The 18,809-nt window shown below is 73.6% G+C and carries 16 protein-coding genes and 1 tRNA gene; 11 read left to right on the top strand and 6 right to left on the bottom strand.

All coding sequences use genetic code 11. The features are described 5' to 3' along the window. Positions 1-160 precede the first annotated feature (160 nt). Entirely contained in the window at positions 161-1,411 is a 1,251-nt protein-coding gene (locus MTQ01_RS18450; protein ID WP_247491698.1) for a glycoside hydrolase family 26 protein, read from the bottom strand. 152 nt (positions 1,412-1,563) lie between these two features. Here MTQ01_RS18450 and MTQ01_RS18445 point away from each other — a divergent pair, with 152 nt between their 5' ends. Together MTQ01_RS18445 and MTQ01_RS18440 are read left to right on the top strand one after the other, a co-directional pair. Beyond that, positions 1,564-3,111: an ATP-grasp domain-containing protein gene (locus MTQ01_RS18445; protein WP_247491696.1), complete on the top strand. Its 1,548-nt coding sequence runs from the start codon at positions 1,564-1,566 to the stop codon at positions 3,109-3,111. Beyond that, the gene (locus MTQ01_RS18440) at positions 3,104-4,360 is read left to right on the top strand and encodes an NAD(P)-binding domain-containing protein (protein WP_247491694.1); all 1,257 of its coding nucleotides are present in this window, start codon (positions 3,104-3,106) and stop codon (positions 4,358-4,360) included. Before MTQ01_RS18445 ends, MTQ01_RS18440 begins: the two co-directional genes overlap by 8 nt. 64 nt (positions 4,361-4,424) lie before the next feature. Here MTQ01_RS18440 and MTQ01_RS18435 read toward each other — a convergent pair. Continuing rightward, positions 4,425-4,509 (bottom strand) — tRNA-Leu (locus MTQ01_RS18435). Between the two features lie 134 nt (positions 4,510-4,643). Here MTQ01_RS18435 and MTQ01_RS18430 point away from each other — a divergent pair. The 3 genes from MTQ01_RS18430 (at position 4,644) to MTQ01_RS18420 (ending at position 7,313) form a co-directional block, all read left to right on the top strand. Next, entirely contained in the window at positions 4,644-5,975 is a 1,332-nt protein-coding gene (locus MTQ01_RS18430) for a M20/M25/M40 family metallo-hydrolase (RefSeq protein ID WP_247491692.1), read from the top strand. Positions 5,976-6,152: 177 nt separating this feature from the next. Further along, on the top strand, positions 6,153-6,386 hold the full coding sequence (gene chpH / locus MTQ01_RS18425; protein ID WP_247491691.1) for a chaplin ChpH: 234 nt from the start codon (positions 6,153-6,155) through the stop codon (positions 6,384-6,386). Between the two features lie 156 nt (positions 6,387-6,542). Further along, positions 6,543-7,313 (top strand): chaplin, encoded by a 771-nt coding sequence (locus MTQ01_RS18420; RefSeq protein ID WP_247491690.1) that lies wholly within the window; start codon positions 6,543-6,545, stop codon positions 7,311-7,313. Between the two features lie 111 nt (positions 7,314-7,424). Here MTQ01_RS18420 and MTQ01_RS18415 read toward each other — a convergent pair whose 3' ends face one another. Further along, on the bottom strand, positions 7,425-7,613 hold the full coding sequence (locus MTQ01_RS18415) for a DUF5703 family protein (protein WP_211041498.1): 189 nt from the start codon (positions 7,611-7,613) through the stop codon (positions 7,425-7,427). 408 nt (positions 7,614-8,021) lie between these two features. On the opposite strand from MTQ01_RS18415, the gene MTQ01_RS18410 reads away from it, so the two are divergent. After that, entirely contained in the window at positions 8,022-8,690 is a 669-nt protein-coding gene (locus MTQ01_RS18410; RefSeq protein WP_247491689.1) for a hypothetical protein, read from the top strand. Positions 8,691-8,830: 140 nt separating this feature from the next. Here MTQ01_RS18410 and MTQ01_RS18405 read toward each other — a convergent pair whose 3' ends face one another. Together MTQ01_RS18405 and MTQ01_RS18400 are read right to left on the bottom strand one after the other, a co-directional pair. Continuing rightward, positions 8,831-10,927, bottom strand: a complete 2,097-nt coding sequence (locus tag MTQ01_RS18405; protein ID WP_247491688.1) for an ATP-dependent RecD-like DNA helicase — start codon at positions 10,925-10,927, stop codon at positions 8,831-8,833. After that, complete coding sequence (locus MTQ01_RS18400; protein WP_247491687.1) at positions 10,924-11,910, bottom strand: aldo/keto reductase; 987 nt, start codon at positions 11,908-11,910, stop codon at positions 10,924-10,926. Before MTQ01_RS18400 ends, MTQ01_RS18405 begins: the two co-directional genes overlap by 4 nt. 88 nt (positions 11,911-11,998) lie before the next feature. Between MTQ01_RS18400 and MTQ01_RS18395 the strand changes: the two genes are divergently transcribed. The 5 genes from MTQ01_RS18395 (at position 11,999) to mshC (ending at position 17,070) form a co-directional block, all read left to right on the top strand. Then, the gene (locus tag MTQ01_RS18395) at positions 11,999-13,048 is read left to right on the top strand and encodes an LLM class F420-dependent oxidoreductase (protein ID WP_247491686.1); all 1,050 of its coding nucleotides are present in this window, start codon (positions 11,999-12,001) and stop codon (positions 13,046-13,048) included. A gap of 301 nt (positions 13,049-13,349) precedes the next feature. Then, positions 13,350-14,057 (top strand): histidine phosphatase family protein, encoded by a 708-nt coding sequence (locus MTQ01_RS18390; protein WP_247491685.1) that lies wholly within the window; start codon positions 13,350-13,352, stop codon positions 14,055-14,057. A gap of 87 nt (positions 14,058-14,144) precedes the next feature. Then, positions 14,145-14,735 (top strand): DUF3090 domain-containing protein, encoded by a 591-nt coding sequence (locus tag MTQ01_RS18385; RefSeq protein WP_247491684.1) that lies wholly within the window; start codon positions 14,145-14,147, stop codon positions 14,733-14,735. Then, positions 14,696-15,688 carry an SCO1664 family protein gene (locus MTQ01_RS18380; RefSeq protein ID WP_247491683.1) on the top strand — a complete coding sequence of 331 codons (993 nt, stop codon included), beginning with the start codon at positions 14,696-14,698 and terminating at the stop codon, positions 15,686-15,688. Before MTQ01_RS18385 ends, MTQ01_RS18380 begins: the two co-directional genes overlap by 40 nt. Before the next feature lie 152 nt (positions 15,689-15,840). Next, a complete protein-coding gene (mshC, locus tag MTQ01_RS18375) occupies positions 15,841-17,070 on the top strand; it encodes a cysteine--1-D-myo-inosityl 2-amino-2-deoxy-alpha-D-glucopyranoside ligase (RefSeq protein WP_247491682.1) in 1,230 nt (409 codons plus the stop codon). Between the two features lie 201 nt (positions 17,071-17,271). On the opposite strand, the gene MTQ01_RS18370 is transcribed toward mshC, so the two are convergent. Next, positions 17,272-18,540, bottom strand: a complete 1,269-nt coding sequence (locus tag MTQ01_RS18370) for a PAC2 family protein (RefSeq protein ID WP_247491681.1) — start codon at positions 18,538-18,540, stop codon at positions 17,272-17,274. Positions 18,541-18,809: the final 269 nt, after the last annotated feature.

Below are 18,809 nucleotides of genomic sequence, written 5' to 3'. Positions count from 1 at the left end.
CGGTCCGGACGGGGCCGACCTGCTTCCGGACGGTCCGTACGGGGCCGACCGGCGGCCGGTCGGCCGGCGCGAGGCGGCGCCGCGCCCGGCTGGTCGGCCCGCCCCCGGCGGGGTGCGGCCGACGCCCGGGCGCAGAGCCGCACCGGCCGGGTGCGCGGGCTCAGTCGGAGGCGTCCCGGCGGCCCGCCCCGGGGCTCTCGGCCGGCAACTCCGGTCGTGCGCAGCCCTGTTCGTCACCGCGCCCGGCCCACTCGTGCAGCGGCAGCGTCGGACAGCGGGCGGCGCCGGAGGCGGACGGCTCGGGGCGCCCGCCTGCCTCGCGCCCGGCGTCCTCGACCAGCCGCTCGGCGATCTCCTTGCGGAAGATCGCCGCCGAGCGCGGGTTCTCCGAGCACTGCCAGACTCCGTGCGGGCAGTAGTCGGAGATGGTCTGGTACAGCGGCCGGTGCTGCTTCATCCAGTCCAGCATCCGCCGCATGTACTCCTCGTTGTCGCCGTTGCGGAAGAGGCCCCACTCCGGGTAGGAGATCGGCTTGCCGCGGGCGGCGGCGAACTCGACCTGGTGCCGCAGGCCGTAGGGCTGGTCGACGTGGTCGTCGAAGTCCTCGCCCGGCGGCTGGTCGTAGGAGTCCATGCCGATGATGTCGACGACGTCGTCGCCCGGGTAGCACTTGGTCCACGGGATGTCGTCGGTGCCCCGGTTGGGGGCGAAGTCGAAGCGGAAGTCCTGGCCCTCCACGGCGCGCATGGTGCCGACGATGCGCTTCCAGTACGCCTTCCACGCCTCCGGGTCCGGCCCGCAGCGGTGGGTGTAGGTCGTACCGTTCATCTCCCAGCCCAGCACCACGATGGTGTCCGGCACACCGAGGTCGACCAGGTGCCGGGCCAGCTTCTCGAAGTGCCGGTCGAACCGCCCGTCGGCGCCCGCCCGGAGCAGCGCGCGCACCTCGTGGTCGGGGACGTTCTCCTCGTTGCGCTCCAGCATCGGCACGTTCAGCACGAACAGCCGGTCCTGCTTCTCCTGCCGCCAGCGGGCCCAGCCCTCCAGCAGCCCCGGTGTGCCCTCGATGTTGGACCACAGATCGCCCGGCAGGTACGTGTGTCCCACGCGCAGCCCCGAGTCGCCCAGCCAGCGTTCCATCGCGCCGATGCGCGGAATGGTCTCCGGCCCGGAGGCCAGAAAGGCGCCGACCGCGCCGGAGAGCTGCTGTCCGCCGCCCGTCCTCGGCCCGCCCGGCGCGACCGCCGGCCCGCCGGGTGGGTTCGCCGTGTTCGGCGGGGGAGCCGCGTCGCTGCGGGTCTCACCGAGCCCGTCCCGGTCACGGTCGAGGTCGTACGGGCCCGCGAACAGCAGACCGGCTGCCGCGACCACCGCGCAGCCGCCCGTCAACCAGCGACGCCTCTGGGTCATGTGGGACTCCTTCCGGACCGGCTGTTGCACCGTTCGGCGCACGACTGAACGTAATCAGCCGATCGCCCTAATGGGCTGTTCGGTTCTGCGCCCCGTAGCCCATTCGAGGAATGTGTCCCCCACCCGGCCCATTGACGTGAAGGACCGACGCGATGCCGTCGTACGACAACCCGGTGCCCGCACTGCTGCTGCGTCTCGACGCGAACCCCTTCCACCACGGAACTCTCGCCGCCGTCCGCTCACTTGGGCGTGCCGGTGTCCAGACGCACGTGCTGCTCGACGGCCCGGTCGGCCCGCTCGGACGCTCCCGCCACCTCACCCGCGTCCACCGCCCGGGACCCGAGGGCACCACCGGGACCGTCCAACTGCTGCGCCGACTGCGTGAGATCGCGGCGGAGATCGGCCGACCGGCCGTACTCCTGCCCCTGGACGACCGCGGCGCGCTCGCCGTGGCCCGGCTCTCCGAGCACCTCGCGGGCCACTACCTGCTGCCCCGCCCGGACCCCGGGCTGCTCGAACGGGTGGCGGACAAGGGGGAGTTGGCCACGCTCTGCGCCGAGCACGGCATCGCCCACCCGGAGACCCGCAGCCCCCGCAGCGCCCCCGAGGCCGCGCGCGCCGCCCGCGAACTCGGACTGCCGGTGGTCGCCAAGTGGAGCAGGCCCTGGCTGTTGCCCCCGGGCTCCGGCCTGCGCAGCACGACCGTGCTGCACGAGCCCCGCCAGGCGTACGCGCTCCACGAGGCCGGTGCCGCCCGCACGCCGTACGGGCCGGGCGAGGCCGCGGCCCGGAACAGCGGTGCCCGCGGGGCGGCCGGTGGCGGCCGGCTGCTGCTCCAGCGCCGGCTGCCCGCGGGGCCGGGCTGCGACTGGTTCTTCCACGGCTACATCGACGCGACGGGCCGGCTGCTGGCCGGCGGCACCGGCCGGAAGGAACGCTGCTGGCCGCTGTCGGCCGGGCTCACCGCCACCGGCCGCTGGGTCCCCAACCCCCGCCTCGAACGGATCGCCACCGGTTTCGCCGCCGCCATCGGCTACCGCGGCATCCTCGATCTGGACTTCCGCCACGAGGCCGCCGGCGACACGTACCACCTGCTGGACTTCAACCCCCGCCCCGGCGCGCAGTTCCGGCTCTTCACCGACGTCAACGGCCTCGACGTCGTGCGCGCCGCCCACCTCGACCTCAGCGGCCACCCCGTGCCCGTGCACATTCCGGTGCCGGGACGGCGGCTGGTGGTCGAGCAGTACGCCCTCGCCGCCACCCTCCTCGCCCCCGTGCGCCGCTCCGGACCGGCCGGTCGGCTTCCGCGCGCGGCCGGTCGCGAGACCGCCTGGTACGCACGGGACGATCCGCTGCCGTTCCTCGCGCTGCTCGCGGCGCTTCAACGTCGCCTGGCCGCACGGCTGTTGGGCCGGCTCCGGAGGGCCTTGCGGCGCAGCCGGCCGGACGGCCCGCCGTCCCGCACCCGCAGCGCCGGGCGCGGCCCGGGCCGGCGTGCGCCGGCAACCGCGAGGCGCGCGCCCGCCGACCCCGCGCTGCGGGCGCCGCGCCCCCGCCTCCCCGGGGCGTCAGGGGCGTCCGGGGCGTCGGGGGAGACCGGAGCGCCCGCCGCGGATTCCCGCCGCGCCCCGTCCCGATCCGTCCGTCCCGGTACGCACACCGGGCGGCACCACCTCCAGGAGGAGAACACCGATGCATGACCTGCTAGTCGTGGGCGCCGGCCCCTACGGCCTGTCCATCGCCGCGCACGCCGCGGGTGCGGGGCTGCGGGTACGGATCTTCGGCCGTCCCATGGCCGCCTGGCGCGACCACATGCCGCGCGGGATGTACCTGAAGTCCGAGCCCTGGTCCTCCAACCTCTCCGACCCCGCCGCCGTGCACACGCTCGCCGCCTACTGCGCCGACCGGGGAGTCGCCGCCGAACACGGCCGACCGCTGCCGATCGACACCTTCACCCGCTACGGCCTGTGGTTCGCCCAGCAGGCGGTGCCGCCGGTCGAGGAGCGCACCGTGACCTCGGTGCGGCCCTACCTCGACCACTACCAGGCCCGCACCGACGACGGAGAGGTGATCTACACCCGTACCGTCGCGCTCGCCGTCGGTGTGCTGCCGTTCACCCATCTCCCCGAAGAGGTGCGGGAGTTGCCCGCGCAGTATGTCTCGCACAGCAGCGATCTGCGCGATCCGGCCGCCTTCCGCGATCTGGACGTCACCGTCCTGGGCGCCGGGCAGGCCGCGCTCGAGACCGCGACCCTGCTGGCGGAGGAGGGCGCGCGCCCCCGCATCGTCGCCCGCTCCCGCGCACTGGCCTGGAACACCGTGCCGCAGCCGCTGGACCGCCCGCTGGTGCGCCGACTGCGCGACCCCCACTGCGGGTTGGGCACCGGCTGGCCGAGCTGGGTCTGGTCCGAGGCACCCTGGGCGGTGCGCGCACTGCCGGCTGCTGCGCGGCTGCGCATCGCCGACCGCGCGCTCGGCCCGGCCGGCGCCTGGTGGCTGAGGGACCGCTGCGAGGACCGCGTACCGGTGCGGCTGGGACGTGTGCTGCGCAGCGCCGCACTGCGCGGGCGCCGCGTCGGGCTGGAGCTGCGCACCGCCGACGGCGGCAGGGAGCGGATCGAGACCGACCACGTGGTCGCGGCCACCGGCTTCACACCCGACCTGGACCGGCTCACGCTGCTCAACCCGGCGACCCGGGCGGCGATCCGGAAGCTGGGAGCGGGCCGGGCACCGAAGCTGGGCGCGGGCTTCGAGTCCTCGCTCCCCGGGCTCTACTTCGCCGGGCTGCTCGCCGCACCCGCGTTCGGACCGGCGATGCGTTTCGTCCACGGCGCGACGTTCACCGCCGAGCGTCTGGTGCGCGACGTGCGGCGCCACCTCGCCGGCCCGCGCGCCGCCCGGCTGCCGCGCCCCGCCGAACCGGTGAAGCTGCTCGCCCGCCAGCGCTGAGCAAAGGCTCCCGGCGCACGACGAAGCGGCCGGTCGGGATCTCTCCCGACCGGCCGCTCTGCTGTGTCCGAGGGGGGACTTGAACCCCCACGCCCGATAAAGGGCACTAGCACCTCAAGCTAGCGCGTCTGCCATTCCGCCACCCGGACCGGTGGTCCACAGGCCGTTGGCCTGCGACGCGGTCAACGATAACACTGCGATCGACGTCCTCGATCACGGGTGCTCTTGGGCGGTGCGGGGGAAAGCGGGAGGATGGGGCGAGAAGCTACTTCAGGGAGGCAGCGTGAGCGCATCGGGCCCTTCGGCCGGTGGGAACATCACAGGTGAGGACGAGGTCGTCGACCTGTGCCGGGATCTCATCCGGATCGACACGAGCAACTTCGGCGGCGGGGAGGCCAGAGGCGAGCGCGCGGCGGCGGAGTACGTCGCCGAGAAGCTGGCCGAGGTCGGCCTCGATCCGGAGATCTTCGAGTCCGCCCCCGGGCGGGCGTCCACCGTGGCCCGCATCGAGGGCGAGGACTCCTCCCGCCCCGCGCTGCTGATCCACGGTCACACCGACGTCGTCCCGGCGAACGCGGCGGACTGGACCCACGACCCGTTCTCCGGCGAGATCGCCGACGGCTGTCTGTGGGGTCGCGGCGCGGTCGACATGAAGGACATGGACGCCATGACCCTGGCGGTCGTGCGGGAGCGGATGCGCAGCGGGCGCAAGCCCCCGCGCGACGTGGTGCTCGCGTTCATGGCCGACGAGGAGGCGGGCGGCCTCTACGGGGCGCGGCACCTGGTCGACCACCACCGCGACCGCTTCGAGGGGGTCACCGAGGCGATCGGCGAGGTCGGCGGCTTCTCCTTCACCGTCAACGAGAACCTCCGCCTCTACCTCGTGGAGACGGCCCAGAAGGGCATGCACTGGATGCGCCTGACGGTCGAGGGGACCGCGGGCCACGGCTCGATGACCAACAACGACAACGCCATCACCGAGCTCTGCGAGGCCGTCGCCCGTCTCGGCCGGCACAAGTTCCCGGTCCGGATGACCAAGACCGTGCGCTCCTTCCTCGACGAGCTCTCCGACGCGCTCGGCACCGAGCTCGACCCGGAGGACATGGAGGAGACGCTCGCCAAACTCGGCGGCATCGCCAAGATCATCGGCGCCACGCTCCAGAACACCGCCGCGCCGACCCAGCTCGGTGCCGGCTACAAGGTCAACGTCATCCCCGGCCAGGCCACCGCGCATGTCGACGGCCGCTTCCTGCCCGGCCACGAGGAGGAGTTCCTCGCCGAGCTGGACAAGGTGCTCGGTCCGCGGGTCAAGCGGGTGGACGAGCACGCCGACCGTGCGCTGGAGACCACCTTCGACGGAGCCCTGGTCGACGCGATGCAGAACGCGCTGCGGGCCGAGGACCCGATCGCCCGCGCGGTGCCGTACATGCTCTCCGGCGGTACGGACGCCAAGCACTTCGACGACCTCGGCATCCGGTGCTTCGGCTTCGCCCCGCTCCAACTGCCGCCGGAGCTGGACTTCGCCGGGATGTTCCACGGGGTCGACGAGCGGGTACCGGTGGACGGGCTCAAGTTCGGCGTACGCGTCCTGGACCGTTTCCTCGACCAGGCGTGAGGCCCGCGGCGGACCGGCCCGGGGCCGAAGTGCCGTGCACGGCAGGCGAATTCGGGCGGGTGTGCGTGCTTACTCAGGAAGAGTGAATCGCGGCGGCAGGTCGTAGCCCGCCCCCGTACTCCTCGTTACACGTGATGCGGTCCGCAGGTTGGATCGCTTTGCCAACTAGGAGGAAAAATGCTCAAGAAGGTCGTCGCCGCCGCGGCTGCCACCGGTGGTCTGGTTCTCGCCGGCGCGGGTGCCGCTGTCGCCGACTCCGGCGCGCAGGGTGCCGCTGTGCACTCCCCGGGCGTCGTGTCGGGCAACGTTATCCAGGTTCCGGTCCACGTGCCCGTGAACGTCTGCGGCAACTCCATCAGCGTCATCGGGCTGCTGAACCCCGCCTTCGGCAACACCTGCGTCAACGACTGAGATCTGTTGACTCGATCCCACAGGGATTAACGCCGCGACCCCGGAGCGCGCGCCATGCGCTCCGGGGTCGCCGGGTTCCGGGCGAGCAGGTGCGACTGCCGGCGCAATGCCGCGCCCCGCTCGCGTATTCGCAAGCAGATAAGGCAGGAAACAACCATGCGACAGGTCACCAGAAAGAGCTTGGTGTCCGTTGCCGCCGCGGGCGGCGTGCTCGCACTGGCGAGCGGTACCGCGTACGCGGACTCGGGTGCCCAGTCAGTCGCCGAGGGTTCTCCCGGTGTGCTGTCCGGCAACAACGTCCAGGTACCCGTGAACGTGCAGGTGAACATCTGCGGGAACACGGTGTCCGTGATCGGACTCCTGAACCCGGCCGTGGGCAACTTCTGCGCCAACGTGAGCGACAGCTCGCACAAGGGCGGCCACGGCGAGCAGCGCGCCGCCCAGGGCTCTGACTCCTCCGCCACCCAGACGCGGTCCGGCGGCGGAAACGAGAGCGGTTCCGGCGGCGCCGGGGCCCAGGGCGTCGCCAAGGGTTCGCCCGGCGTGCTGTCCGGCAACAACGTCCAGGTCCCGGTCGACGTACCGGTCAACGCCTGCGGCAACAGCATCAACGTCGTCGGCGCGCTGAACCCGGCCATCGGCAACGAGTGCGTCAACGACTCGACCCCCGAGAAGCCGGCCCCCGAGAAGCCGGAGCACCCGGAGAAGCCGGAGAAGCCGGAGCACCCGGAGAAGCCCACTCCCGAGAAGCCCGAGACTCCGGAGAAGGAGACCCCCGAGCGGGTCGTCGAGCCCCAGACCGAGCAGTCGCAGCCCGAGCTGGCGCAGACCGGGGCCCCGGCCCTCGGCGCTGCGGCTCCCGTGGCCGTCGCGATGATGCTCGGCGGCTATGTGCTGTTCAGGCGGGGCCGCGTCGCCCAGCGCTGACACAACCGGCGTCGCGGACGCGCCCGGCCGGCAACGGACGCGGCGCCCGCAAGCACACCGGAAGCGGGTCCCGCAGTCGCGGGGCCCGCTTCCGCTGTCCGCGCTCCTGCCTCACCAGGTCGCGCGCAGCTGACGGATGATCCGCCGGCGCAGTCGCACCCGCCGACTCCCGTCCGGATGCAGCCGCAACCTGTCCAGCTCCCAGTGCCCGTACTCGGCGTGCTCGGTGAGCAGACGCGTCGCGGCGCTCCGGGAGACACCTCGGGGGACGTACACATCGCGAAACTCGTATTCCGGCATCGAACGTGAAACCGATCCATTCTCCCAGTGCGAAGACGTGCGACCACGATCCGCTCGGGTCGTCCCGCGCTGGGCCAGTAGAGACGTCGCAGGAGATCGTCCAGCTTCTCGGCACCTTCCCTCAGACTCTCCCGGTCCGGGCGAAGGTACACGTGCCGGCCGGGGCCAAGTCTGCGCGATCCGGACAGTGGCCGAAAGCATGCCGGCCCGTCGTGTCCGCTTGCAGTGTCCGGCAGCCGTGCGCGCCGGCCGTGTCCGCCGGATCAGCGACCGGCTGCTCCGGGAGGGCTTGCGAACGGCTCTCCGGGGCTCGGTGGCGGGTCGGGCCGGAGCCTGCCGGACGATTCTTGTGTTCCGGCATCGCATCTATTGTGCGGGCGGGGCCCCGTTGCGGATAGCGTCTGCTGTATGTCTGATGCTGCGCAGCCCGCCGCTGCCGAGGTACGAGCCGCCGTCGAAGCCCTGAAGACCGCGCTGGACCGTCACCTCGACGCCATCGAGGAACGGGACGGCTCCGAAGCCGCCGGCCCCGAGGAGGACGCCGCCGTCTACGCGGCCTTCAACGAACTGGCCGCCGCCGGCGAGGTGTACGACGCGCTGCTCTACGACGCCCACGACGAGGTCACGCCGTTCGAGATCCCCGGCGCGGACAGCCTCCCGCCGTACATGGGGCCGGACGACCCGAGCGCGGTGAGCGTTCTGGTGCGCCGGGACTACACCGTCGCCGAGCCGCTGCGGCTGCTCGCGCAGGCACGGCGCATCAGCGAACTCGATCCCGACTCGGTCGACGCCGAGGAGGAGGACGGCGAGGACGCCGGCAGCAGCGTGCACGCCGCGCTCGGCGTGCTGTTCGGGGAGTTCGAGCCGGACGAGATCTCCACCAGGCACAAGGAGTTCGGGCTGGAGGAGGGCGACTCCACGCTCTGGGTGCTGGCGGCGGACGAGCCGGCCGAGGCGGGGGAGTGGCTGAGCGCGCCCTTCGACGCCGCCGACCCGGAGCGCGTCATCTGCCGCTTCGACGTCAGCTCCGTCTTCGACGAGGACGAGCTCTACGACTCCCGGGACCGCCGGCACTGAACTCCCGGGGCTGCTGGGGCCGGACGGGTCGGGCGAGCCGAGCGCCGCACCGGGTCGTACGGCCGCCGCACCGGCCCCGCTCGCACGCTCGACGGGCCGGGCTCGGGTCACCGCGGTGACCCGACCCGGACGCCCGCCGGCTACTGCTCCGCCGGCTGCTGCTCCGCTCGCTGCTGCTCCGCCCGCTGGGCATTGAGCAGGGACCGCAGCCGGGTGAGGCGCGTCGTGCTGGGCCGCTCCGCAACGATCCGGTCCAGCTCGGGGCCGAGCCCCTGGACGACCGAGACGTGCCGTGCGCCGCGCCCGAAGGCGGTGTAGACCCAGCGGCGGTCCAGCAGCGCACCCGCGTCCCCCGGCAGCACGACGACCGCGGCGGGCCAACGCCTGCCGGCAGCCTGGTGGGCGGTGATCGCCCAGCCGTGCCGCACGGTCTCCGCCAGCAACTCCCTGGGCACGGTGATCTGTTGGCCGAAGCACTCCAACCGCAGACCGCTCTCGTCGGCGCCGAGGACGGTGGCGGGAACCGAGCGGCCCGGCTGCGGGGTGTGCAGCACCCGGTCCCCGGCGTCGAAGCCGTCGAAGGCGCCGGGGCCGGGGTTGAGACGCTGCTTGAGCGCGGCGTTGAGCGACCTGGCGCCCGCGCCGCCCTCCGGGCCGACGGTGACGACCTGGGTCTGCTCGGCCGGCACGCCGACCGCCCGCGGCACCGAATCGGCCACCAGCTGCACGGTGCGGTGCACCGCCTCGCCCGCGTCCCGCACCGGCACGATCACCACCTCGCGGTCGGGCGCCTCCACCCGGGGCAGCTCACCGATCCCGATGCTCGACACCAACTCGCCGAGCGGGCCAGGGTCGGGAGTGCGGGAGACGACCTGCGGGCAGATCCGCGCGGCGAACAGATCGGCCAGCACCTGCCCCGCGCCCGCAGAACCGAGCAGCTGCGGATCGCCGCTCAGCACCAGCCGCGCGCCCTCGGGCAGCGATTCGACGAGGGCGGCGGCCGTCTCGGTGCCCAGCAGACCCGCGTCGGTGACGATCAGCAGATCGACGGTGAAGCAGCCCTCCTCGTCCCGGCCGGGCCCCTCGCTCCCGCCGAGCAGTCCGGCGACGGTGACCGCGGTGCAGGCGTCCTCGCGCACCGACCCGTCGGTGGCCGCTGTCCCCAGCCGCTCGCGGTCCTCCTCGCTCCACGCGGCCACACAGACGCGCAGCCCGAGCGCGGCAGCCGCACCCGCCAGCGCGGCGGGCTCGGCCTTGGCGCTCTCGCCGCCGGAGTGCAGCACCAGCGCCGCGCCGGCGACCGCGCCGATCAACTCGCGGGCGGAGGGCCCGGAGACGGACGCTGCCGCCTTCTCCCACTCCTCACGGCCCTCGGTGTCCGGGGCGAAGGTGGTCAACAGCCGCTGTACGCCCTCGGCGAGGCTCTCCTCGGCCAGCGCCCAGCGCTCCAGACCGACCAGCACCGGGCCCGCGGGCTCCGCCACACCGCCCTCGCCGTCCGCCTCCGCACTGCCCGCCTCCGTACTGCCCGCACTGCCCGCCCGAGTGCCGTCCGCCGGGGGCTGCTCGGGAGCGAAGGCGAGCAGCAGGCCCTCCTCGGCCGCGGCGTACACGGCGGCCTCCGCCTCGCTCACCGAGAAGGCGGCCAACTGCTGCGCCAGCGCGCTCACTTCGAGCACCGTGTGGCCCTGGCGGGCGGCCCGGGCCAGCAGCCACACCGCGAGCGCCCGGCCCCGCGCGGGGCTGTCCGGCCCGTGCTCCTCGCCGGGCAGCGCCCGGGCGAACGCGTCTGCCTGCTCGGGTCGCACGCCGGGAACCAGCAGCAGCTGCCACGGGTCCTCCAGCAGCACCTCCGCCGCCCGCGGGCCGAGCGCGAGCACCACCGGGGCGGCCAGCGCGGCCGGGGCGCCGGCGCGCGCCAACAGCTCGTGGACCTCGCCGGGCACCTCCTGCGGCGCGGCGGCGTGCGGCGCGGCGGGGGCCGCAGACGGTGCGGCGCGCGGAGCCGTACGGGGCGGCGGCGCGGGAGCGGCGAAGAAGTCGGTCGCGGAGCGCTCCCCGCTCTCCACCGCTCGCACCGCCGCCATCAGCTCGGCGGCCCGTCCGCTCGGCGCGCTCCGCTCTTCGGCGGTGCCTGCCTCGCCGTCCGCCGTGCCTGCCGCCGCGCCGTCGCTCGGCGGTCGGGCGGCGTCGCTCGGCCCGGCCCCGGAGCCGGAAGTCGGGGGAGGAGTGGTCACTGCGTGCTCCAGTCCTGATCGGGATAGCGGTGCTCGGGCGCCGACACGTCGTCCAGCGCCCTGGTTATCTCGTCAGGAAGCGTAAGTGCCTCCACTGACAACGCTTGTCCCAGCTGCTTCGCGGTGCGCGCGCCGACCAGCGGGGCGGCGACCGCGGGCCGGTCGCGGACCCAGGCGAGCGCCACGTGCAGCGGACTGACGGCCAGTCCGTCCGCCGCGGTGCGCACGGCCTCGACCACCCGTTCCGAGGCGGCGTCGAGGTAGGGGCCGACGAATCCGGCCATGCGCTCGGACGCTCCGCGCGAGTGCTGCGGCCTGGCGCCCTCGCGGTACTTGCCCGTCAGCACCCCGCGTCCCAGCGGCGAGGACGGCAGCAGACCGACGCCGAGGTCCAGCGCGGCCGGCAACACCTCGCGCTCCGGGCCGCGTTGGAGCAGCGAGTACTCCAACTGCGCACCGGACAGCCGGATCCGCGACTCGCCCCCGGCCAACTGCCAGGTGGCCGCCTTCGCGAGCTGCCAGCCGCTGAACCCGCACACCCCGGCGTACCGGGCCCGTCCGCTGCGCACCGCGAGATCGACCGTCTGGAGCGTCTCCTCCAACGGGGTGTGCGGATCGAAGGCGTGCACCTGCCACAGGTCCACGTACGAGGTGCCCAGCCGTTGCAGGGAGGCGTCGAGCGCCGCCAGCAGATGGCCCCTGGAACCGTCGGTGGGCCGCTGGGGGTCGGGTACGCAGCCCGCCTTGGTCGCGATGACCAGGTCGCGTCGTGGGATGAGGGTCTCCATCAGACGCCCCAGCAGGCACTCGGCCCCGCCGTCCGCGTAGACGTCGGCGGTGTCGACCAGCGTGCCGCCGGCCTCCCAGAAGGTCTTCAGCAGGGTCGCCGCCTCCTGGTCGGAGGTCTCCCTGCCCCAGGTGAGTGTGCCCAGGCCGACCCTGGAGACACGGAGGCCGGTGCGCCCCAGTTGCCTTAGCTCCATGGGCGTTGAGACTAGTTCGGGCAGTCGCTACAGTCCCAGGGGCAGCAACGTTACTGATGGGTAAGGCTCAACGACGAGAGGAGCCCTCATGCGGCTCGGCATCAACCTCGGCTACTGGGGTGTCGGCATGGACCGGGACAACCTGGAGGTGGCCAAGGAGGCGGACCGGCTGGGTTACGAGGTCTGCTGGGCCGCGGAGGCGTACGGCTCGGACGCCCCCACCGTGCTCAGCTGGGTGGCCGCCCACACCGAACGCATCGACGTCGGCTCGGGCATCTTCCAGATCCCCGCCCGCGCCCCCGCGATGACCGCGATGACCGCCGCCACGCTGGACGCGCTCTCCGGCGGCCGGTTCCGGCTGGGACTGGGCGTCTCCGGCCCGCAGGTCTCCGAGGGCTGGTACGGCGTCAAGTTCGACAAGCCCCTCGCCCGCACCCGCGAGTACGTGGAGATCATCCGCAAGGCGATGGCCCGCGAGCGGCTGACCCACGAGGGCGAGCACTGGACACTGCCGCTGCCGGGCGGCCCGGGCAAGCCGATCAAGCTCACCGTGCACCCGGAGCGCGAGCGCATTCCGCTCTACATCGCGGCGATCGGCCCGAAGAACCTGGAGCAGACCGGCGAGATCGCCGACGGTGCGCTGCTGGTGCTCTTCGCCCCCGAGCACGCCGAGACGACGACGCTCGGCCCGGTGCGCGCGGGCCGCGAGAAGGCCGGAAAGACGCTGGAGGGCTTCGACGTCTGCCCGACGGTCCCCATGGCGGTGGGCGAGGACGTCAGCGCGCTGGCCGACATGTTCCGTCCCTACACCGCGCTCTACGTGGGCGGTATGGGCAGCCGCAAGCAGAACTTCTACAACCGCCTCGCCCAGCGCATGGGGTACGAGCAGGAGGCGGCCGAGATCCAGGAGAAGTACCTGGCGGGCGAGAAGGAGGCCGCGGGCGCCGCCGTGCCGGAGCAACTCATCGACTCCACCACGCTGTTGGGCCCGGTCGACCGCATCGCCGACCGGATGCGCGCGTACGCGGAGGCGGGTGTCGGCACCCTGTCGCTGGCGCCGGCGGGCTTCAGCCTGGAGGAGCGGATCGCCGCACTGCGGGCGGGTGTGGAGGCGCTGGAGCGGTCCGGCACGGCCTGAGCCGCACGGTGCCCCGCGCGAGCAGCCGAAGTCCGGTGCTGCGCAAGCGGTTCGCGAGCGCCGCGGCCGGGCGCGGCGAATGCAGCGGGGCGGAGGTCCCGCGCGAGGACCGGCCCGGGAGGAGTTTCGGCCCGGAACCCGGGAGGAGTTTTGGCCCGGAAAGAGTGAAGTCCCACGGCCGTGGTGGGGGCTCGGGGTCTCCCCGCCACGGCCGTCACGGGGCACAACGCTCGCACCCGTCCCGGAGTTACGGGCGCCGGAGGGCTCCGCGCCGCGAGAGCCCGGCCGTACGCTGGCAGACATGCCCACGCTCCTCCTCGTCCGGCACGGACGGTCCACCGCCAACACCTCCGGAGTGCTCGCAGGCCGCACCCCCGGGGTGGAACTCGACGCCCTCGGCGCGGAGCAGGCCCGCGCGCTCCCCGACAGACTGTCCGGCATCCCGCTGGCCGCCGTCGTGCGCAGTCCGATGCTGCGCTGCCGCCAGACGCTCGCACCGCTCGTCGAGCAGCGGGGCCAGGCCGTGGAGATCGAGGAGCGGATCAACGAGTGCGACTACGGCCAGTGGTCGGGCCGCGATCTCGCCGGGCTCGGCGGGGAGCCGCTGATGGCCACCGTCCAGCAGCATCCCAGCGCCGCCGTCTTCCCGGGCGGCGAGTCGATGCGCGGCATGCAGCAGCGCGCGGTCGAGGCGGTGCGCGAGTGGAACGCGCGGATCGAGTCCGAGCACGGCGCGGAAGCGGTCTATCTGATGTGCAGCCACGGCGACGTCATCAAATCGGTGGTCGCCGACGCCCTCGGAATGCATCTGGACCTCTTCCAGCGCATCGCGGTCGAGACCTGCTCGGTCACCGCCGTCCGCTACACCCCGACACGGCCCTACGTGGTCCGGCTCGGCGAGACGGGCGACCTCGGCTCGCTCGCGCCGCCGGCGGGGGAGAGCGCGCCGGAGCAGTCCGATCGGGGCGGTTCCCAGGGCTCGCAGGCGGCCGTCGGGGGTGGTCGGTAGCCGGGTTCCCCCGGTGCGTGGGCGAGTTGATCGGCGCGACAAGTAGGGTGCCGCTGTATCCCCGTAGCCCAGCTGTTGGAGTAGGACGTGTCGCGTCAGGTCTTTCTCTATGACCCCCCGGACCGGTTCGTCGCCGGCACGGTCGGCCTTCCCGGACGGCGTACGTTCTTCCTGCAGGCGACCAGTGCGGGGCGCACCACCAGCGTCTCCCTGGAGAAGGCCCAGGTGGAGGCGCTCGCGGAGCGGATCGACGAGCTGCTGGACGAGGTGGTCCGCCGCAGCGGCGGCGACGCCCCGGTCCCGGCGGTGGCCGCGGATTCGCCCGACACCGATCCGCTGGAGGCGCCGATCGACGAGGAGTTCCGCGTCGGCACGATGGCGCTGGCGTGGGACGGCGAGAGCGATCGCATGGTGATCGAGGCGCAGGCGCTGGTGGAGTTGGAGGCGGACTCCGAGGAGGACCTCGCGGACGCCGAGGAGCGGCTGCTCCAGGACGAGGAGAACGGCCCGCCGATGCTCCGGGTGCGGATCACCGGCGACATGGCGCGGGCGTTCGCCAAGCGGGCCATCGACGTCGTCAACGCGGGCCGCCCGCCGTGCCCGCTGTGCAGCCTCCCGCTCGACCCGGAAGGACACGTATGCCCGCGTCAGAACGGCTACCGCAGGAGCGCGGACTGACCGTCCCCGCGCTGCTCGCCGAGGGCGTACTGACCGTGCACGGCCGCATTCCCAACGCCTCGAACGCGGTGCTGTTCGCCACGGTGGCCCGCGGCGGGGAGCAACTGGACTGCGTGTACAAGCCGGTGCTCGGGGAGCGCCCGCTGTGGGACTTCCCCGACGGGGACCTCGCGGGCCGCGAGGTCGCCGCCTACGAGGTGTGCCGGGCGATGGGCTGGGACCTGGTCCCTCCCACCGTTCTGCGGGAGGGACCGCACGGCAGAGGGATGTGCCAGCAGTGGATCGGCCCCCGCCCGGGCCGGCCCGCCTCGGCCGAGCGGCCGGGACCCGACGGGCGCGCGGGGCCGGACGGTGACGCGGACCCGGAGAGGGACGCGGACCCGGCGGCGGACGCGGAGCCCCACGGGGCCGCGGGGCCGGAGAGCGCCGACGCGCCGGGCGGGTTCGGGCGGCTCGGCGAGCTGCTGGCGCTGGTGGACGCCCAGGAGCCCGGGCCCGGGTGGAAGGCGATCGGCTTCGCGGCCGTACCCGACGAGTCGGGAGCGGAGCGCACCGCACTCCTGGTGCACGCCGACGACGAGCGGCTGCGGCGCACCGCCGTGCTGGACGCGGTGATCAACAACGCCGACCGCAAGGGCGGGCACCTGCTGCCGAGGCCCGACGGGCGGCTGAGCGTCATCGACCACGGAGTGACCTTTCACACGGACGACAAACTCCGGACCCTGCTGTGGGGTTGGGCCGGGGAGCCGCTGCCCGAGGAGGCGACCGTCGCACTCCGCGAGCTCTCCCGTGCGCTCGCGGAGCACGGGGGCGCGCTGACCGAGCGTCTGGACGGACTGCTGAGCGAGGCCGAGATCCAGGCGTTGCGCAAGCGCGTCGCCGCACTTGTCTCCTCCGGCAGGCACCCGCTGCCGAGCGGCGACTGGCCGGCGATCCCCTGGCCGCCGGTGTAGGGCGACGGCCGGCACCCTGGCTGTGCGGCGCAAACCGCCCCCGGCACCCGAGGAACGCGGCACAGCGGCGCCGTCGGCGCAAGAGTGCCTTACCGGCCTTGTGACCGGCTCCCGTTCGTACCTGGAACACCCATCCGGTTACGCTCGTGTCCATGCATGTCTGGCCTGCTTCCGAGGTCCCCGCCCTGCCTGGTCAGGGCCGCGACCTGAGGATTCACGACACCGCGACCGGCACCAGGGTCACCCCCGACACCGGTCCCGTCGCCCGCCTCTACGTCTGCGGCATCACGCCGTACGACGCGACCCACCTGGGGCACGCGGCGACCTACAACGCCTTCGACCTCGTCCAGCGCATCTGGCTGGACGCGGGACGCCAGGTGCACTACGTGCAGAACGTCACCGACGTCGACGATCCTCTGCTGGAGCGGGCGAAGGCCACCGGAGTGGAGTGGACGGACCTCGCGGCCGAACAGACGGCGCTCTTCCGCGAGGACATGACCGCGCTGCGGATGCTGCCGCCGAAGGAGTACGTCGGCGCGGTGGAGGCGATCGACTGGATCGTTCCGCTGGTCGAGCGGCTGCGAGAGGTGGGCGCCGCCTACGAGTTGGAGGGTGACACCTACTTCTCCGTCGAGGCGGACCCGCACTTCGGCGAGGTCTCCGGGCTGGACGCCGAGGCGATGCGACTGCTCTCGGCCGAGCGCGGCGGCGACCCCGAGCGCGCGGGCAAGAAGAACCCGCTGGACCCCCTGCTGTGGCAGGCCGCCAGGGAGGGCGAGCCGGAGTGGGACGGCGCCTCGCTCGGCAGGGGCCGCCCCGGTTGGCACATCGAGTGCGTGGCGATCGCACTGCGATACCTGGGCATGGGCTTCGACATCCAGGGCGGCGGTTCCGATCTGGCCTTCCCCCACCACGAGATGGGTGCCTCGCACGCCCAGGCACTGGCGGGGGAACACCCCTTCGCCAAGGCGTACGTGCACGCCGGAATGGTCGCGCTGGACGGCGAGAAGATGTCCAAGTCGAAGGGCAACCTCGTCTTCGTCTCCGCACTGCGGCGCGACGGGGTGGACCCGGCGGCGATCCGCCTCACCCTCCTCGCGCACCACTACCGCGCGGACTGGGAGTACACCGAGTCCGTTCTCGACGACGCCACCTCCCGGCTCGACCGGTGGCGCGCCGCGGTCTCCCGGCCCGACGGCCCGTCCGCGGACGGCCTGTTGGCGGAGCTGCGCACAGCGCTGGCCGACGATCTGGACACCCCGGCCGCGCTGGCCGCGGTCGACCGCTGGGCGGACCTGCAGGAGCGCGAAGGCGGCTCCGACGAGGGCGCCCCGGGACTGGTCTCGCGCGCGGTGGACGCGCTGCTCGGCGTCGCGCTCTGAACCACCGCCGGTGTACGGCGCGACTGTCCGCAGCCGCGCCGTACACCGGTAGGTCGTTCCGCACTTGTCCGCGGGCGCACCCGGCGGTGCGGGGCCCCGCGCGCCGCGCCATGTCTCCCGGGCCGTGTTCCCGGCGCCACGTTTCGTGCGCCGCTCCTGTCGCGCCCAACCCGCGGGTGGTGGACGGGAGTTGAGCGGGCCTCAGCCGGTCGTGTCCGACCCGCCCCGGCCTCCCTCGCCCGACCCGTCGCTCTGGTCGCCGTCGCCCTGGCCCTCGCCGCTGTCGCCGTCGTGCTCGCCGTGCCCGGCGCCCTCGGCGTCCGCCCGGTCCCCGTCGCGGGAGTCCCCGTCCGGGTCCTCGTCCCGTGTCCGGTCCCCGTCCGTCGCGGAGTCCTCCTCCGTCGCCGAGGTCTTGTCCGGCGCCGAGTCGCCGTCGGGCGTCGGGCCGGCTTTCCTGCGCGGGCCGTCCTTCGGGGCGGAGGCGTTGTCCCGGCCGGAGTCCTCGGCGGCGGTCGACTCGTCCGTGCGACGGGCATCGGCGTCCCCACCGGGAGCGGGCTCCTCCGGGGAGCGCGCGGTTCGGCGGGTGCGACCGCTGTACCCGCTCTCGGCGGCCCGGCCGCCGGGCGAACCGTCCCGGCGGCGCAGATAGCGCTCGAACTCCTGGGCGATCGCCTCGCCCGAGGCCTCCGGCAGCTCGGCGGTGTCCCGCGCCTCCTCCAGCGCCTGGACGTACTCGGCCACCTCGCTGTCCTCCGCCGCGAGCTGGTCGACGCCCAACTGCCAGGCGCGCGCGTCCTCGGTGAGCTCACCGAGCGGAATGCGCACGCTCAGCAGATCCTCCAGCCTGTTGAGCAGCGCGAGCGCGGCCTTGGGGTTCGGGGGCTGGGAGACGTAGTGCGGCACCGCGGCCCACAGGCTCAGCGCCGGCACCCCCGCGTGGGTGCACGCCTCCTGGAGGATGCCGACGATGCCGGTCGCCCCCTCGTACTTGGACTCCTCCAGCTGCATGGTCCTGGCCAGGTCGGAGTCGGAGGTCATTCCGGTCACCGGAACCGGGCGGGTGTGCGGTGTGTCCCCGAGCAGCGCGCCGAGCACCACGACCATCTCGACGCCCAACTCGTGGGCGAACCCCAGCAGTTCGTTGCAGAACGAGCGCCAGCGCATGCTGGGCTCGATACCGCGGACCAGCACCAGGTCACGGGGTTTGTCGCCGCCGGTGCGCACCACCGAGAGCCGGGTCGTGGGCCAGGTGACCTTGCGGACCCCGCCGTCGAGCCACATGTGCGGCCTGTTGACCTGGAAGTCGTAGTAGTCCTCCGCGTCCAGCGCGGCGAAGACCTCGCCCTTCCACTCCCGGTCCAGATGTGCGACCGCGGCGGAGGCGGCGTCGCCGGCGTCGTTCCAGCCCTCGAACGCGGCCACCATGACCGGGTCGACCAGCTCGGGCATCCCCTCGAGCTCGATCACCCAGCGCCTCCTTCCGGCCGGTAGGGGCGACGCTGCGCGTTCCGCCCCGTACGGCTCACCTACGTATCGTTTGCCCGCCCAGCCTACGGCGTGCGGGGCCCCTCGTTGCAGCCCGCGGCGTCGAGCGCGGTACGGATCGGGCCGCAGGCCCGGCGGGTACCGGCGACGCAGCGGACCGCCGCACGAAAGTACGGCACCCGCCGCACGCCCGCGACGCCCGCGCCCGCACGCCCGCGCACCCGCGCCCGCGACGGCCGCGGGCACGGCGA

The organism is Streptomyces sp. XM4193, from assembly GCF_023072595.1.
Classification (GTDB): Bacteria; Actinomycetota; Actinomycetes; order Streptomycetales; family Streptomycetaceae; genus Streptomyces.
Note: the sequence above shows the minus strand (reverse complement) of the source record. Positions and strands in the feature narration are given on the sequence as shown.